This is a genomic window from Serratia liquefaciens ATCC 27592, assembly GCF_000422085.1.
Lineage (GTDB): Bacteria > Pseudomonadota > Gammaproteobacteria > Enterobacterales > Enterobacteriaceae > Serratia > Serratia liquefaciens.
On sequence record NC_021741.1, the window covers coordinates 4,406,552 to 4,422,577 of the forward strand.

General features: G+C 54.6%; 19 protein-coding genes and 1 tRNA gene. 13 read left to right on the forward strand and 7 right to left on the reverse strand.

Features of this window, described 5'->3' with window-relative positions:
- The first annotated feature begins 4 nt into the window (after positions 1 to 4).
- The 6 genes from M495_RS20570 to hemW are packed head-to-tail and all read left to right on the forward strand — an operon-like array spanning position 5 to position 4,170.
- Positions 5 to 712: a YggS family pyridoxal phosphate-dependent enzyme gene (locus M495_RS20570; protein WP_020828601.1), complete on the forward strand. Its 708-nt coding sequence runs from the start codon at positions 5 to 7 to the stop codon at positions 710 to 712.
- Between the two features lie 20 nt (positions 713 to 732).
- Complete coding sequence (gene proC, locus M495_RS20575; RefSeq protein WP_020828602.1) at positions 733 to 1,554, forward strand: pyrroline-5-carboxylate reductase; 822 nt, start codon at positions 733 to 735, stop codon at positions 1,552 to 1,554.
- A gap of 31 nt (positions 1,555 to 1,585) precedes the next feature.
- A complete protein-coding gene (locus tag M495_RS20580) occupies positions 1,586 to 2,140 on the forward strand; it encodes a YggT family protein (protein WP_020828603.1) in 555 nt (184 codons plus the stop codon).
- Positions 2,137 to 2,427 carry a DUF167 family protein YggU gene (gene yggU, locus M495_RS20585; protein ID WP_020828604.1) on the forward strand — a complete coding sequence of 97 codons (291 nt, stop codon included), beginning with the start codon at positions 2,137 to 2,139 and terminating at the stop codon, positions 2,425 to 2,427. Before M495_RS20580 ends, yggU begins: the two co-directional genes overlap by 4 nt.
- 17 nt (positions 2,428 to 2,444) lie before the next feature.
- Positions 2,445 to 3,038: an XTP/dITP diphosphatase gene (locus tag M495_RS20590; protein ID WP_020828605.1), complete on the forward strand. Its 594-nt coding sequence runs from the start codon at positions 2,445 to 2,447 to the stop codon at positions 3,036 to 3,038.
- Positions 3,031 to 4,170 carry a radical SAM family heme chaperone HemW gene (hemW, locus tag M495_RS20595; RefSeq protein ID WP_020828606.1) on the forward strand — a complete coding sequence of 380 codons (1,140 nt, stop codon included), beginning with the start codon at positions 3,031 to 3,033 and terminating at the stop codon, positions 4,168 to 4,170. Before M495_RS20590 ends, hemW begins: the two co-directional genes overlap by 8 nt.
- 36 nt (positions 4,171 to 4,206) lie before the next feature.
- On the opposite strand, the gene M495_RS20600 is transcribed toward hemW, so the two are convergent.
- The 6 genes from M495_RS20600 to trmB all read right to left on the reverse strand — a co-directional run bounded on the left by M495_RS20600 (position 4,207) and on the right by trmB (position 7,579).
- On the reverse strand, positions 4,207 to 4,455 hold the full coding sequence (locus M495_RS20600; RefSeq protein ID WP_020828607.1) for a DUF2442 domain-containing protein: 249 nt from the start codon (positions 4,453 to 4,455) through the stop codon (positions 4,207 to 4,209).
- Positions 4,439 to 4,681 carry a DUF4160 domain-containing protein gene (locus M495_RS20605; protein WP_020828608.1) on the reverse strand — a complete coding sequence of 81 codons (243 nt, stop codon included), beginning with the start codon at positions 4,679 to 4,681 and terminating at the stop codon, positions 4,439 to 4,441. The genes M495_RS20600 and M495_RS20605 overlap by 17 nt, the downstream gene beginning before the upstream one ends.
- A gap of 86 nt (positions 4,682 to 4,767) precedes the next feature.
- Positions 4,768 to 5,484, reverse strand: coding sequence for a YggN family protein (locus M495_RS20610; protein ID WP_020828609.1), 717 nt, complete (start codon positions 5,482 to 5,484; stop codon positions 4,768 to 4,770).
- 30 nt (positions 5,485 to 5,514) lie between these two features.
- A complete protein-coding gene (gene glsB, locus M495_RS20615; RefSeq protein ID WP_041415685.1) occupies positions 5,515 to 6,438 on the reverse strand; it encodes a glutaminase B in 924 nt (307 codons plus the stop codon).
- 95 nt (positions 6,439 to 6,533) lie between these two features.
- Positions 6,534 to 6,860 (reverse strand): YggL family protein, encoded by a 327-nt coding sequence (locus M495_RS20620; protein ID WP_020828611.1) that lies wholly within the window; start codon positions 6,858 to 6,860, stop codon positions 6,534 to 6,536.
- Positions 6,860 to 7,579: a tRNA (guanosine(46)-N7)-methyltransferase TrmB gene (trmB, locus tag M495_RS20625; protein WP_020828612.1), complete on the reverse strand. Its 720-nt coding sequence runs from the start codon at positions 7,577 to 7,579 to the stop codon at positions 6,860 to 6,862. The genes M495_RS20620 and trmB overlap by 1 nt, the downstream gene beginning before the upstream one ends.
- A 177-nt stretch (positions 7,580 to 7,756) precedes the next feature.
- Between trmB and mutY the strand changes: the two genes are divergently transcribed.
- The 3 genes from mutY (at position 7,757) to mltC (ending at position 10,381) form a co-directional block, all read left to right on the forward strand.
- Positions 7,757 to 8,824 (forward strand): A/G-specific adenine glycosylase, encoded by a 1,068-nt coding sequence (gene mutY, locus M495_RS20630; protein ID WP_236615020.1) that lies wholly within the window; start codon positions 7,757 to 7,759, stop codon positions 8,822 to 8,824.
- A gap of 153 nt (positions 8,825 to 8,977) precedes the next feature.
- A complete protein-coding gene (locus tag M495_RS20635) occupies positions 8,978 to 9,250 on the forward strand; it encodes an oxidative damage protection protein (RefSeq protein WP_020828614.1) in 273 nt (90 codons plus the stop codon).
- 54 nt (positions 9,251 to 9,304) lie between these two features.
- Positions 9,305 to 10,381, forward strand: coding sequence for a membrane-bound lytic murein transglycosylase MltC (gene mltC, locus M495_RS20640; RefSeq protein ID WP_020828615.1), 1,077 nt, complete (start codon positions 9,305 to 9,307; stop codon positions 10,379 to 10,381).
- Between the two features lie 52 nt (positions 10,382 to 10,433).
- Here mltC and speF read toward each other — a convergent pair whose 3' ends face one another.
- Positions 10,434 to 12,596, reverse strand: coding sequence for an ornithine decarboxylase SpeF (speF, locus tag M495_RS20645; protein ID WP_020828616.1), 2,163 nt, complete (start codon positions 12,594 to 12,596; stop codon positions 10,434 to 10,436).
- Between the two features lie 704 nt (positions 12,597 to 13,300).
- Between speF and M495_RS20650 the strand changes: the two genes are divergently transcribed.
- From M495_RS20650 to M495_RS20665, 4 genes are all read left to right on the forward strand, one after another.
- A tRNA-Phe gene (locus M495_RS20650) sits at positions 13,301 to 13,376 on the forward strand.
- 245 nt (positions 13,377 to 13,621) lie between these two features.
- Positions 13,622 to 14,542 carry an alpha/beta hydrolase gene (locus M495_RS20655; protein ID WP_020828617.1) on the forward strand — a complete coding sequence of 307 codons (921 nt, stop codon included), beginning with the start codon at positions 13,622 to 13,624 and terminating at the stop codon, positions 14,540 to 14,542.
- 344 nt (positions 14,543 to 14,886) lie between these two features.
- On the forward strand, positions 14,887 to 15,297 hold the full coding sequence (locus tag M495_RS20660) for a GNAT family N-acetyltransferase (protein WP_020828618.1): 411 nt from the start codon (positions 14,887 to 14,889) through the stop codon (positions 15,295 to 15,297).
- A 25-nt stretch (positions 15,298 to 15,322) separates the two neighbouring features.
- On the forward strand, positions 15,323 to 16,012 hold the full coding sequence (locus tag M495_RS20665) for a helix-turn-helix transcriptional regulator (RefSeq protein WP_020828619.1): 690 nt from the start codon (positions 15,323 to 15,325) through the stop codon (positions 16,010 to 16,012).
- Positions 16,013 to 16,026 lie beyond the last annotated feature (14 nt).

Genomic DNA, 16,026 nt, shown 5'->3' on the forward strand with positions numbered 1-16,026 from the left:
AATGATGAGCACTATCCAACAGAATCTGCAGGATGTCAGAAACCGCATTGCCGCGGCCGCTCAAGGCTGCGCTCGCGCTCCAGAAGAAGTGACGCTGCTTGCAGTGAGTAAAACCAAACCTGTGGCGGCGATCGCAGAAGCTATCGCGGCAGGCCAGCGGACCTTCGGGGAAAACTATGTACAGGAAGGCGTGGATAAGGTTCAGCATTTTGCCGCGCTGCCGGAAGGAGCAACGCTGGATTGGCACTTTATCGGCCCTTTGCAATCCAATAAGAGCCGGCTGGTGGCAGAGCACTTTGCCTGGTGCCATACCGTCGATCGGCTGCGTATCGCCCAGCGGTTAAGCGACCAGCGCCCGGCAGACATGCCGCCGCTTAACGTTCTGATCCAAATAAATATCAGCGATGAACAGAGTAAATCTGGCATTGTACTGGCTGAACTGCCGGCGCTGGCAGAAGCGGTTGTCGCCTTGCCGAACGTTCGGTTACGCGGGCTGATGGCGATTCCGGCTCCGCAAGAAGACTACCAGAGCCAATTGGCGGTATTCCGCCAGATGCACGACGCCTTCCTGGCGCTGCAACAGCATTATCCACAGGTGGACACGCTGTCGATGGGCATGACCGATGACATGACGGCGGCCATTGCCGCAGGCAGCACTCTGGTTCGTATCGGTACCGCCATTTTTGGCGCGCGAGATTATTCGCAGTCCTGACATACTGACGAGGAATTTTAATGCAACACCGTAAGATTACCTTCATTGGCGCCGGCAACATGGCCCGCGCAATCATCGCCGGCCTGGTGGCGGGCGGTTACCCGGCCAAATCCATCAGCGTCTGCGCGCCTTCAGCTAAAAACCGCGATGCGCTGGCTGCCGACTACGGCATCGTTAGCAGCGGCGATAATCTTGCCTGCGCACGCGAGGCCGACGTCATCGTACTGGCGGTGAAGCCACAGATGATGGCAGATGTTTGCCAGCCGTTGCGCGATCAGATCGATTTCAGCGGCAAACTGGTGCTGTCGATCGCCGCAGGCATTCAGGTCAGCCGTTTTTACCAGCTGCTGGCCGACAATCTGAATATCGTACGCATTATGCCAAACACGCCATCGCTGGTGGGTAAAGGCATGAGTGGCCTGTATGCGCCGCAGCAGGTCAGCCAACAGGACCGTGACTACACCAGTGATTTGATGGCGTCAGTCGGCAAGGTATGTTGGGTGGATGACGAAAACGGCATCAACAGCGTGATCGCCGCTGCGGGCAGTGCCCCGGCCTATTTCTTCCTGTTTATGGAAGCCATGCAGCAGGAAGCCGAACGTATGGGCTTCGACAGCCAGACTGCCCGTGCGCTGGTGCAACAAGCGGCTTCCGGCGCCGCTGCGCTGGTGGAAGCCAACCCGGAGACGCCGTTGTCGACCTTGCGTGAGCAGGTAACGTCCAAAGGCGGCACCACCGCCGAGGCGCTGCGGGTATTCAACGAGCAACAGCTGCCGGCAACCGTGGCCAAAGCCATGCAGGCAGCAGTTTCCCGTGCGCAGGAAATGGAAAAATCATTTTAAATAATCGAGAGTTAAGGAGAAGGACGACTTCATGCTAACGCTGACTTTTTTGGTCAAAACCGTTATTGATCTTTACGTCATGGTACTGCTGCTGCGCATCTGGATGCAGTGGACACGCGCTGACTTTTACAACCCATTCGCGCAGTTTATCGTGAAGATCACCCAGCCGGTGATTGGCCCGCTGCGCCGTATTATCCCGTCAATGGGACCTATTGACAGCGCATCCCTGCTGTTGGCTTTCCTGCTGATGACCATCAAGTACCCGCTGTTGCTGCTGATTCAGGGCGGCGCGATATCACTCAGCCCGTATAACCTGCTGTTTGGCTTGATCTCTCTGGTAAAGTCGGCCGGTTATCTGATCTTCTGGGTGATGATTATCCGCGCGCTGATGAGCTGGATAAGTCAGGGCCGCAGCCCGATTGATCAGTTGATGTATCAACTGACCGAACCGTTGATGGCGCCAATCCGCCGTATTCTTCCGGCAATGGGCGGCATTGATTTTTCAGCGATGGTAGTGATCCTGATCCTGTATCTGATCAACTACCTGGGTATGGATCTGTTCGGTGAGATCTGGTTCCTGCTGTGAGTGCAGTCACCCCCGTGCTGGACGGGCTGGCAATCAGGCTATATATTCAGCCGAAAGCCAGCCGCGACCAGATTGTCGGTTTGCATGGCGACGAACTTAAAGTCGCCATTACCGCCCCGCCGGTAGACGGCCAGGCCAACGCTCATCTGATCAAGTTTCTCGCCAAGCAGTTCAAAGTGGCGAAAAGCAACGTCACCATAGAGAAAGGCGAGCTGGGGCGGCATAAACAGTTACGCATCGTTAATCCGCAACAGATCCCCGCCGTGGTCGCGGCGCTAATCGAATAAATTTCAAGGTAGTCATCATGCAAAAAGTCGTTCTTGCCACCGGTAACCCGGGTAAAGTGCGCGAACTCGCCGACCTGTTGGCCGATTTCGGCCTGAACGTGGTCGCACAAACAGAATTGGGCGTGGAGTCCGCCGAGGAAACCGGCCTGACGTTTATCGAAAATGCCATTCTGAAAGCCCGCCATGCGGCGCAAATCACCGGTCTGCCGGCGATCGCCGACGACTCGGGTCTGGCGGTTGATGCGCTGGGCGGCGCGCCAGGCATCTATTCTGCACGTTACGCGGGTGTAGACGCCTCTGACCAGCAAAACCTCGACAAGCTGCTGGTTGCGCTGAAAGACGTGCCCAAGGGCAGCCGCGGCGCACAGTTCCACTGCGTGCTGGTGTATATGCGCCACGCGGAAGATCCGACGCCGCTGGTGTTCCACGGCAGCTGGGCCGGTGAAATCACCGATACCGCCGCCGGTGAAGGCGGTTTTGGCTATGATCCTATCTTCTACGTTCCGGAGCTGGGCCGCACCGCTGCCGAGCTGAGCCGTGACGAAAAGCGCGCCGTATCACACCGTGGTAAAGCCCTGAAGCTGATGCTGGAAGCGATGCGCAATGCTTAAGTTGCCCCCGCTGAGTTTGTACATTCACATTCCGTGGTGCGTGCAGAAATGCCCGTACTGCGACTTCAACTCGCATGCGTTGAAGGGCGAAGTCCCGCATCAGGAATACGTCGATCACCTGCTGGCGGATCTGGATGCCGATCTGCCGCTGGTCAGTGGTCGCGAAATCAGCACCATTTTTATCGGCGGCGGCACCCCCAGCCTGTTGAGTGCCGAAGCGATGCAATCGCTGCTGGACGGCGTGCGGGCACGCATTCCGGTGATTGACGGCGCCGAGATCACCATGGAGGCCAACCCGGGTACCGTGGAGGCCGATCGCTTCAGCGGCTATCAGCGCGCCGGTGTGAACCGCATTTCTATCGGCGTGCAGAGCTTCAGCGCCGAGAAATTGACTCGTCTGGGTCGCATTCACGGCCCGGAAGAGGCCAAACGCGCAGCTCACCTGGCTACCGGCCTGGGTTTGCGCAGTTTTAACCTGGATCTGATGCACGGCCTGCCGGACCAGTCGCTGGAAGAGGCGCTGGACGATCTGCGCCAGGCCATTGCCCTCAATCCACCGCATCTGTCGTGGTATCAACTGACTATCGAGCCCAATACGCTTTTCAGTTCACGCCCGCCGGTGCTACCGGACGACGACGCGCTGTGGGACATTTTCGAGCGGGGCCATGAATTGCTGAGCGCCGCCGGCTATCAGCAGTATGAAACTTCGGCCTACGCCAAACCGGGCTATCAGTGCCAACATAACCTCAACTACTGGCGCTTTGGCGACTATCTGGGGATTGGCTGCGGCGCGCACGGCAAGTTAACCTTCAGCGACGGCCGCATTCTGCGCACCGCGAAAACCAAGCATCCGCGTGGTTTTATGCAGGGCAAGTATATGGACAAGCAGCATGAGGTGACGGCGACGGACCGGCCGTTCGAATTCTTTATGAACCGCTTCCGCCTGCTGGAAGCCGCACCGCGTGCTGAATTCGTCAACTACACCGGGCTGGATGAAAGCGCGATCCGTGCAGCGCTGGACGAAGCGCTGGCGAAACGTTATCTGGTAGAAACGCCGGAGTATTGGCAGATCACCGAGAAAGGCAAACTGTTCCTTAATTCGCTACTGGAGTTGTTCCTGGCGGATGAATGAAAAAAAGCGCTGAGTTTTCAGCGCTTTTTTTAAACGTCAGGCAGCATGGTGGGGACGATGAGTAATATCCCCTCTACCCTTTAGCAAGCCTTCAACAGAAATATCTTCATCCAACGCATCCCAATGGATCCCACGGGCACTCAGCTCATAGCGGGCGCGCTCTTGGTCCGTTGCATTCAGCAATCGAGGAAACCAGGCGAGTGGCACGCCGATAATTCTGGCATCGCTCAACTCAACCCACATCGTTGTCTCATCGAAGTTTACGTTTTTAGCTGAAATACTCATCCCAGGCCTCCAAAAATAACCCCTTATGGACTCCAACAACTTCGGTTAATTCTTTTAATACTCTGGCATTAAACCCATCATTGCGGGCTACCCGCACCTCTGGTATCAGCCAAAACTTGGCTTCTGCCACGGCATCTCTGACATGAATATGAGCCGGTTCCAACGGCTCTCCTTCATTCGAATAAAAAAAGAATTTATAACCTTTATAACGGAATATCACTGGCATCAATGCAAAATCCTTTTAGCCATTGATTATAGTTTAGCCAGTCTGTCAGATGTTAGTTAGAAGGTCAAAACCGACCACCAGCCAGATTACTTCAATGCATTAAGCAAATCTTTGCGCTGGGTTTCCAGACCGGTAACGCGGTTGCACACGTCGTGGCCGAAGTTCTGGAAATCCTGCTCCTGGTTATTCCATTCGTTCTGAATCGCCTTCTGCAGGCCGCCCAGATTGCCCATGATCGCCTGCAGCGGGTTGCCGCCGCTATTAGCTGCCTGCTTGACGCCCATCTCATTCAGGCTGTCCTGCAATACGCCGCCCATGCTCTGCTGGACGATATTGCGGCCATCCTGCTCAACCTGATCAATCGCCTTGTGATGGAAGGTCAGGCCGTCGCTGCGGTGCTCAATGATACGGTTCATCTGTTGCTTAAGCTGACCGTTCAACGTGGTCAGGCGGTTACGCACGTTGCTGTCGCTGCCCAACTCTTTGACGATCACCTTGTCCAACGCCACCCGCGCTTTTTCCAGATGTTGCTGAGCGCCGTTGTCGATCCACGGCAACTCTTTGCGCAATGCGCTCTGGTAACTGAAGGCCTTCTGGCGCTGGCTGTCTGTCAGGCTCAACGCCTGGCCATTGCGGGTTACATCGCCATCCGGTGAAATCTGCAGATTGCCGCTGGCCCCGGTCACCTGTACGTTCTGCGGGCTGATAATCACGTCATCCTGGGGTTTAACGCTGCACTGATACTCGGCATGGGCCTGTGAAGCAGTCAACAGCAGTAAGGCTAACCCGGTTTTCTTTAACATATATTCTCCTGACGCCCTTCCGTGGTGGGGCTAAAAAATCGAACGGCTAATCCGTTGAGACAACAGTTCCAGCGCCGCAGTTCCCGCCAATGAGTTACCGGAAGCATCCAGTTCCGGCGACCAGACGGCGATCGACAGCTCGTCGGGGACGATAGCGACAATACCGCCACCCACGCCGGACTTGCCCGGCATGCCCACGCGATAGGCAAATTCCCCCGCGCCGTCGTACATGCCGCTGGTCATCATCAGCGCATTAATCTGGCGTGCCTGCAGGGGGCTTATCACCTCGCGTCCGCTAAGATCACGACCGTGATTGGCCAGATAAACAAAGCTGCGAGCCAGCTCCACGCAGCTCATTCGCAGCGCGCAGTAGTGGAAGTAGGTTTGCAGCACGGTAAGCACGTCGTTTTCGAAATTGCCGAACGACTTCATCAGGTAGGCTATCGCCGCATTGCGATCGGAGTGTTCGAACTCGGAACGGGCCACCCGCGAATCATAGGCCAGGTCATCTTCACCGGCCAGTTGACGCACCACTTCCAGCATTCGCTGCTTGGGCGCGCTGAGCCGGGTTTGCAGCATGTCGCACACCACCAGCGCACCGGGGTTGATAAACGGATTGCGCGGTTTGCCCTGCTCCATCTCCAGCTGCAACAGCGAATTGAACGGCAGACCGGAAGGCTCCTTGCCAACCCGACGCCAGATCTCCGCCTCCTGGTAGCGCGTCAGCGCCAGCGTCAGGCTCAACACCTTGGAGATCGACTGAATAGAGAAACGCTCGTCGGCGTTACCGGCCTGGAACATTTCGCCGTCGACGGTGCAAACGGCGATCGCCAAACGATCGGCCGCCACTTCCGCCAGCGCCGGTATATAGTCCGCCACCTTGCCCTGGCCAATCAGCGGGCGCACCTGTTGCAGGATCTCATCCAGCAACGCGTTATCCAATGTTGTTACCACCGCGGTCACACTCCGGACAAAATAAAGGTGCCGTAAAGGCACCTTAAATCAATAGATTCAGCGCGACGCCAGGCCGCGCTTATCAGGCAGGAAAATCAGTCCCACCAGATATCGAACAGATCGCTGACCTTAACGTCGGTCAGTTTACGCGCTTCCAGCCATTTTTTGACCAGTTCGCGTTGCTCGTCAGTGCAGTGACCGATGGTCTGCAGACAGATCAAGCCTTCCCACTGCAGGTAGCCGCTACCGTCAAAGGCCATGCCATTCGGCTCAATCACTTCGTCGATAAAAGCGTCCAGCGTGCTGTCGATATCTTCAACCGCGGTGCCTTCGGCAAAGCGCCATGCAACGGAGAAGCCCAGCTCCTGAAACTCTTCAATGTGTAACTTTTTACGTAAACGACGACTGCGGTTCTTAGCCATTATTCTTTCCTCTCAAACATCAAGTCCCAAACGCCATGTCCCAGACGCTGGCCGCGTAATTCAAATTTTGTCAGTGGGCGTGAATCCGGACGCGGCACATAATCATTATCGCTGGAAAGATTGCGATAGCCTGAGATCCCGTTCATAACCTCTAACATATGTTCTGCATAAGGTTGCCAGTCGGTGGCCATGTGGAAGACGCCGCCGACTTTCAGTTTGCGACGCACCAATTCAACAAACGGCGTCTGTACGATGCGGCGTTTGTTGTGGCGCGCTTTGTGCCACGGATCGGGGAAAAACAGCTGAACCATGTCCAGCGAGCCGTCCGGGATCATATTCTCCAGCACCTCAACCGCGTCGTGACACATTACGCGCAGGTTGCTCAGTTCCGCTTCGGTAGCGTCGGCCAGGCAGGCACCCACGCCCGGCGAATGGACTTCTATCCCCAAGAAATTCTGCTGCGGGTTATTGCCCGCCATGGTCACCAGCGAGGCGCCCATGCCAAAACCGATCTCCAGCACGGTCGGCGCGTCGCGCCCGAACAGTGCGGCGATATCGACAGGTTCAGCCTGATACTCCACGCCCATCACCGGCCAATAGTTGTCCAACGCGTGCTGTTGGCCTTTGGTCAACCGCCCCTGGCGGCGGACAAAACTGCGGATACGGCGCATCGCGCGGCCGTTCTCATCAAATTCCGGGGAGATGACGTCATTAATCATAGTGCTTTCTGTCTGTTTGGCTGCCAATTAGGGAAACGCGCATTATGCAAAGATACATTGGTTTAGCAAGTGTTCATCTAATGTACCTGCCGTGCGACGTCGGAAAGTTCCGGTTTACAGCATCATGACTCTATGCTGCAATCGCGCTTCATTTTCTGCCGGATATCGAATCAGCTTATGATGCAAGCACAGCAGTTCGCACAGGTGGTGCTTGACTGGTACCAGCGTTACGGCCGTAAGACCCTGCCGTGGCAGCTTGATAAGACCGCCTATCAAGTATGGCTCTCTGAGGTCATGTTGCAACAAACTCAGGTTGCCACCGTGATCCCTTACTTCCAGCGCTTTATGGCACGTTTTCCCAACGTGCGTGCGCTGGCTGAAGCGCCGCTGGACGAAGTGCTGCACCTGTGGACCGGCCTGGGCTACTACGCCCGTGCGCGCAATCTGCATAAGGCGGCGCAGGCTATTGTCGCACAGCACGGCGGTGAGTTCCCGACAACCTTTGAAGAAATCCACGCCCTGCCCGGTATTGGCCGTTCAACGGCAGGCGCAGTGCTGTCGCTGGCGCTCGGCCAACACTACCCAATCCTCGACGGCAACGTAAAACGCGTCCTGGCCCGCTGCTATGCCGTCGAAGGCTGGCCGGGCAAGAAAGAGGTAGAAAACCGACTGTGGGAAATCAGCGAAAACGTTACCCCGGCCAAGGGCGTTGGCCAGTTCAATCAGGCGATGATGGATCTGGGGGCGATGGTCTGCACCCGCTCCAAGCCGAAATGCGAACTGTGCCCACTCAGCCTCGGCTGCATCGCCTATGCCCACCACAGTTGGGCAAAATATCCGGGTAAAAAGCCCAAGCAGACCCTGCCGGAAAAAACCGCCTACTTTTTATTGCTGCAGCACGGCGAACGCGCCTGGCTGGAGCAGCGCCCCGCCGTCGGTCTGTGGGGCGGTCTGTTCTGCTTCCCGCAGTTCAGCGAACGTGAAGAGATGGAACTCTGGCTGCAACAGCGCGGTCTGAAAACCAATCGCCGGGAGCAACTGACCGCATTTCGTCATACTTTCAGTCATTTCCATCTTGATATCGTGCCAATATGGCTGGAAATGGACGCCGCAGGCAGCAGCATGGATGAGGGCGCCGGTCTCTGGTATAACTTAGCGCAGCCGCCATCGGTCGGGCTGGCCGCACCGGTTGACCGCCTGTTGCAACAGTTGGCAAAACAGTCCCCGCGCCGACAGGGTTTATAACCTAAATAATTCGAGTTGCAGGAAGGCGGCAACTGAGCGAGTCCCGATGAGCTTACTGAGGTAAGTGATTCGGGTGAGAAAAGGCAGCCAACACACCTGCAGCTCAAAGTATGACGGGTTTATTGGCAATAGCGCCATTGATGAGGAATTAGCATGAGCAGAACCATTTTTTGTACCTTCCTGCAGCGTGACGCCGAAGGGCAGGACTTCCAGCTTTATCCAGGGGAAGTCGGCAAACGCATCTATAACGAGATCTCGAAAGAAGCCTGGGCAGAATGGATGAAAAAACAAACCATGCTGATCAACGAGAAAAAACTGAACATGATGAACGTTGACGACCGCAAATTGCTGGAAGCGGAAATGATCAAATTCCTGTTCGAAGGACATGACGTCCATATCGAAGGCTATACGCCACCAAGCGAATAATGCTGTTGGGGCCAGGCGCTGGCCCTTCCAATACTTCTCGTATACGGCTTTAAGATGAAGAAAATTTTAGCTTTGCTAGTGATAGCGCCCCTGCTGATATCCTGTTCCGGCAAAAAAAGCACTGAAGTCAACGAAGCCTGGGTCAAAGACACCAACGGCTTCGAAATCCTGATGGGTCAGTTCGCCCACAACATCGAGAATATCTGGGGTCTGAACGAAGTTCTGATCGCCGGGCCGAAAGATTACGTTAAATACACCGACCAGTATCAAACCCGTAGCCACATCAACTTTGATTCTGGTGCCATCACTATTGAAACCATCGCCACCACCGATCCTGCCGCTCACCTGCGCCAGGCGATAATCAGCACCTTGCTGATGGGGGACGACCCGGGTTCCATCGATCTCTATTCCGACGTCAACGATATCCAGATCAGTAAAGAGCCGTTCCTGTACGGCCAGGTACTGGATAACAAAGGTGCGCCGATCCGTTGGGAATGGCGTGCGGCGCACTTCGCCGACTATCTGTTGCAGACCAAGCTGCAAAAACGCACCTCCGGCCTGCACGTGATTTACTCGGTCACTATTCAGTTGGTGCCAAACCACCTGGACAAACGTGCCCACAAATACCTGCCGATGGTTCGCAAGGCGTCGGAGAAATACGGCGTGGAAGAGTCGCTGATCCTGGCGATCATGCAGACCGAATCGAGCTTTAACCCGTATGCGGTGAGCGGTTCAGATGCGTTGGGCCTGATGCAGGTGGTGCAGCACACTGCCGGTAAGGATGTGTTCCAGATGCGTGGGAAATGGGGCAAACCAAGCCGCAGTTACCTGTTCGACCCGGAAAACAACATCGATACCGGTACGGCTTATCTGGCCATTTTGCAGAACAACTATTTGGGAGGGATTCAAAACCCGACCTCACGCCGCTACGCGGTTATCACTGCCTATAACGGCGGCGCCGGCAGCGTGCTGCGTGTGTTCTCTAGCGACAGGACCCGTGCGGTGAGCATCATCAACGGCATGCAGCCGGGCGACGTCTATCAGACGCTGACCACCAAGCATCCGGCCGGCGAATCTCGCCGTTACCTGGTGAAGGTGAACAACGCCCAGAAGAGTTACCGCAGAAGATAATTTGCGGTGGCGTTATCAATAATAAGGGCCGGTGCAAACCGGCCCTTATTTTCTATTGCTTGATCATATAGCCGAAAATGCGTTTCCAGCCGTGATCCTTTTTCTCGATATAAACGCCCTGCAACTCCGGCGAGAAGCCCGGCAGCCGGTTGATGCCCTCTTCCAGCGCCATGAAATAACGCTGTACCGCCCCGCCCCAGACTTCGCCCGGCACTACGCATAGCACGCCCGGTGGGTAAGGCAACGCGCCCTCTGCCGCAATGCGCCCTTCGGCCTGCCCGATCGGCACCAGTTCAACGTTGTCGCGGATAAACTCCACGTTGGCGTCCTGTGGGTTCATCATCACCTGCGGGAAATGACGCTGACGGAACATCTCTTTTTGCAGCTGCTTAACGTCGAAGCTGACGTATAAATCGTGCATCTCCTGGCACAGCTGGCGAAGGGTATAGCCACGATAACGCTGCTCGTTCTTGCGATATACCGTTGGCAGCACCTGGCTCAGCGGCGCGTCCTCTTCCACGTAACGTTCGAACTGCACCAGCATATCCACCAGTTGTTGCATCTTGGCCGGGTTTTCCGCGGGCGTCAGCAGGAACAGGATCGAGTTAAGGTCACACTTCTCCGGCACGATACCGTTCTCACGCAGGAAATTGGCCAGAATGGTGGCCGGCACGCCAAACTCGGTGTATTGGCCGGTGGCGGCATCAATACCCGGCGTGGTCAGCAGCAGTTTGCACGGATCGACCAAATACTGGTCCTGCGCGTAACCTTCAAAACCGTGCCATTTCTCATCCGGCACAAAATTGAAGAAACGGGCGTCGTTGGCGATCAAATCGGTGTCGTAATCCTGCCAGTTCTTGCCCGCGATCTGCAGGGGGACAAACGGCCTGAGCTGCGAACAGCGTTCCAACAGTTGCTTGCGCGTCTCGATGCCAAGCTTCACGCAGTCCATCCACATACGGCGACCGGCGGCCCCGGCATGCATCTTGGCGTTGACGTCCAGCGCCGCAAACAGCGGATAGAACGGGCTGGTAGAGGCGTGCAGCATGAAAGCGTTGTTCAGGTGCTTGTGGTTGCAGTGACGCTTCTGGCCCTTGATATGGTCGTCTTTCTTGTGGATCTGCGAGGTTTGCGAGAAGCCGGCCTGCTGCTTGTGTACCGACTGGGTAACAAAGATGCCCGGGTCAAGCTCGTCCAGCTCCAACAGCAGAGGTGAACACTCTTTCAGCATCGGGATAAACCCTTCGTAACCCACCCAGGCCGAGTCAAACAGGATGTAGTCGCACAGGTGGCCAATGGTGTCGATCACCTGACGCGCATTATAAATAGTGCCGTCGTAGGTGCCGAGCTGGATGATTGCCAGGCGGAAAGGACGCGCTGCCTCGGCTTTCTCCGGCGCTACCTGACGAATTTGTTCGCGCAGATAACGCTCGTCAAAGCAGCGGGAATCGATACCGCCGATAAAGCCAAACGGGTTGCGCGCGGTTTCCAGATACACCGGCGTCGCTCCGGCCTGGATCAACGCACCATGGTGGTTGGACTTATGGTTGTTACGGTCGAACAGCACCAGATCACCACGGGTCAGCAGCGCGTTGGTTACCACCTTGTTGGCGGCCGAGGTGCCGTTGAGCACAAAATAAGTTTTATCGGCGTTGAACACCCGTGCCGCATGCTTTTGGGCGTCCTTGGCCGAGCCTTCGTGGATCAGTAAATCGCCCAATTTAACGTCGGCGTTGCACATGTCGGAACGAAAAAGCGTTTCACCGTAAAACTCGAAAAACTTGCGGCCCGCCGGATGCTTGCGGAAAAACTCCCCGCCCTGATGCCCCGGACAGGCAAAGGTCGAGTTCTCCATTTCCACATAGGTTTTCAAGGTTTTGAAAAACGGCGGCAGCAGCGCCTGCTCGTAAGCATCCGCCGCGGCTTCCAACTGCGCCATATAAAACGCCTTGCTGGCACCGTCCAGCGCGAAAACACCGCTGATAAACGGCAGGTAGTCCGGCGAGAGATGCTCATCTCCGGCCACCGCCACAAAGGTCGGGATCTCGAACCCGGTGGCTTTAAGCTGTGCCAGGATGCCGGCGTTGACGTCATCAACCGACACGACCAATGCCGCAACGTCGGTATAATCCGTCTGCTCGACGCGGACAATCTGGCGCAGCGTTTCAATGGCGGCGACCAGGCTGGCGCTGGTGGCTATCTTCAATTCTTTCATAGTGCTAACTCTCAAACGGTTAAGGATGAGGCTGTGCCATATGGCACGGTGATGAGATAACAAAGGTTATCCCGGCAACTTGATGTCCGGTGTGGCAGCATAGAGCGCATGCGTGACCGGCTGACTCTCTTAAGATTATCAGGCCACTATCGGGAACTGGTATCGGCAGCGTCCGATAGACATCAGTAAAATCAGAGCCACAGCTCTATTTTTAATAATGCCTAACAGCGAGCATGAAGTTGCCTTACCGCATGCTGGGCTGGGCGTTTATGGAGGACGACGTTCGGGAAAGATCGCGGCGGAGTAGCGGCATCATCAGATGTCTGGTGCGCAGTAGCGCTTGAGTAGCCATACCAGTCATGCCTGCAACCCTCTGACTTAAATGAGCGGAAACGCCGTTAGGGGACGTAGAGTGCTAAAATTTGCGCAATGATTGCATGTTTTTTTATGAGGTTCAAGTAACTATTATGTCTATTAATTACATAATAATTTAAGCATAACCCATTGTTATAAAACATATAAAAACAAACACCAGAAAAACCAAAACGGTATAAATACACGGATTCTTTGCATATTTATTACATCGGCCCTCCTCCAGGCCCCACGAACCTTACCCGCCACTGCATGAAAATAGAGCAACCGATCGGCTTTGTGACAGAAACCGATTGACGATATCCGGCCAATAGGGTTAAATGCGCCCCGTTGCCCGGATAGCTCAGTCGGTAGAGCAGGGGATTGAAAATCCCCGTGTCCTTGGTTCGATTCCGAGTCCGGGCACCACTATTCTAAAGAACCCGCCCAAAAGGCGGGTTTTTGCTTTTCTGGGGTAGGACTCTTCATCGAACACGTTCGATTATTCGGCCAGAGGCCTCACCCTGCGGGCCAACGCTAAAGCGTTGTTAAATCCGGTGCAAGCACCGGTTGTCCGAGTTCGGCACCCTATTTAGAAGAACCCGCCTATGGCGGGTTTTTTGCTTCCCAACATAAATGCTAATATCCCCTTTTATTGATTAACAGAATCCAGCATGCCACTGTCTTATCGTCGCTTTCTAGCCCTTGTTATCGCGCTGATTATCGGCGTTGGCTCCCCCATGCTGGCGCAGGCCAGGCCCGATCTGGAACGTAAAATCGGCACAACCCTGGTCGATTCAAAATCGCCTGATTATCAATTCAGCGATCTGCGCTTCACTTCGGCGGACGGTCAGCGCCGTTATCGTGTCCGCATAATAAAACCGCGCATTGCTCCGCCCTTGGGCGGCTATCCGGTTATCTACTTCCTGGACGGCAACGCAGTATTGATGGAGTTGAACGCCCAGTTGCTGGCTCAGCTTGCCGTACAAAAACAGCCGCCGGTTCTGGTGCTACTCAGCTATGACAACGATCTGCGCATCGACTCCAAAGGCCGCAGTTACGACTACACACCGGCTTCGCAACAAGGTTCAGGAAAGCAGCCCCATGGCGGTGCAGACGCTTTCCTTAAACTGATCGACACCCAGATTAAGCCTGCCGTTGCCGCTCAGGTCACCGTTAACCCGCAGCAGCAAACGCTGTGGGGGCACTCTTATGGTGGCCTTTTCGTTCTGCATACTCTGTTAACCCAACCTGCTACTTTCCAGAATTACATCGCGGTGGAACCTTCGCTGTGGTGGGGGAAAGGCTTTATCCTGCAAGAAGCGCAACGTGTTATGGATAGGCATCCATCTTTGTCCGCCCATTTGCAGTTATGGATCGGCGGTGCGGAGAAAATGCGTGAAGCACCGCCAATTATCAGGCAGAGTCAGCTACCCGCAGATGCGGCTCATGGCCTGGCCACACAGCTGGCGACACTTGACGGACTTAAGGTTGACTATCGGGAATGGGCCGGCTTAGACCATGGGGCAATGTTAGGTGCGGCCATACCGCCGGCTTTGGAAGGCATAGCCAAAGGCGAGGCGGCGGGTAAATAAGGGTTTAAAAGCGGGGTCCGGGAAAAGGCTGTACGCGGCGGCTCCCCTTTGGCAAGTTAACTTGCTCTACCGGTGGAGCCTGAATAGCTAATGTATTTCCTGGATGGGGCCCTGGTGAGGCACAATAGGAATAGATAGACTGAGCAGGACCAAAGGCTATTTATTACCGCGTATTACGTTATTTTCTGGCCCTGTCGCAGCTAATATAGCCCCTTGGGTACGTGACGGGAACGGGTGAAAACCACCCTTGTAATACATTATGAAAAGTGATAGTTAAACCGGTTGGAGAAACCTCCGTTTGATTGCGCTGCCTAATAATTATCACAGGGAATTATATTATAACGATGAATATCAATATTACCGACCAACCGAACCCGAAAGACGAAGAGTTTGTGATTGACAGTCTTTGGGCCCACAACGCCAAAATTGAACCCGTCGATATCCACCCCTTATTCCTGACCGTCACCGATGACGAGGGTAAAATCGTTGCCGGACTGGTTGCCAGAACCTGGTGGGGCGGGCTTGAAGTGCAATATCTTTGGGTCAGCGACCAATACCGTAAAAGCGGTTATGGCCGTCAACTGATGGTACAGGCCGAAGAAGAGGCCAAGAAACGCGGTTGCCACATGGCCTATGTCGATACTTTCGATTTTCAGGCCCGCGGCTTTTATGAAAAATTGGGCTATCAGGTTTACGGCAACTTAGGCGACTATGCCAAACAGCATACGCGTCACTACCTGGCGAAAAAGATTTAACCCAATTCCAGTCGGTGAGGTCAGAATGGATTCGCCCGATAAAAGTAATGAATTCTATTTGAAAGGCCTGATTGCCATGATGGAGCACTTAAGTGAGCCATGGGGCATCAAAGACCTGGCATCCCGTCATCTTTACATGAACAGGGCCGCCTACCTCTATACCAATACGCCATTAAATTTTGATATAGCCGGTAAGCGAGACGACGAGTTCCCCGCCGACTGGGCCGAATCTGCAGCCGATTTTGTTGAACATGACAAAATGACCGAGATCTCGCGGGATCGGGTTGCCGTGATAGAAACACATTATTGGTACGGGAAAGACAGCCTGACACCGTTTATCAGCGAAAAACTGCCTATCTACAACGACAAGAAAGAAGTCTTCGGGGTAATGTGGAACGCCAAACCGCTTAACACCTTATCCCCGCTTAACTATATCAACCATCAAAAACCCAGCGTACTAACCACAGAAACCAACAGCACCATTTTTACCCGGGCTGAGCTGGACGTTATATTTTTAATGCTGCAACGGCTGTCGGTGAAAGAAATCGCCAAAATATATAACATCAGCAATAAGACCATAGAAAATAGAATATATAACATTTATCAAAAATCTGATGTCCACACACAGCAGCAGTTTGAGGAATTTTGCAAATATGCTCAGCTGGACAGCTACATTCCCGATCGCCTGATAGCTAAAGGCATCCAGTTTATTTAAATAGCAAGGAATAC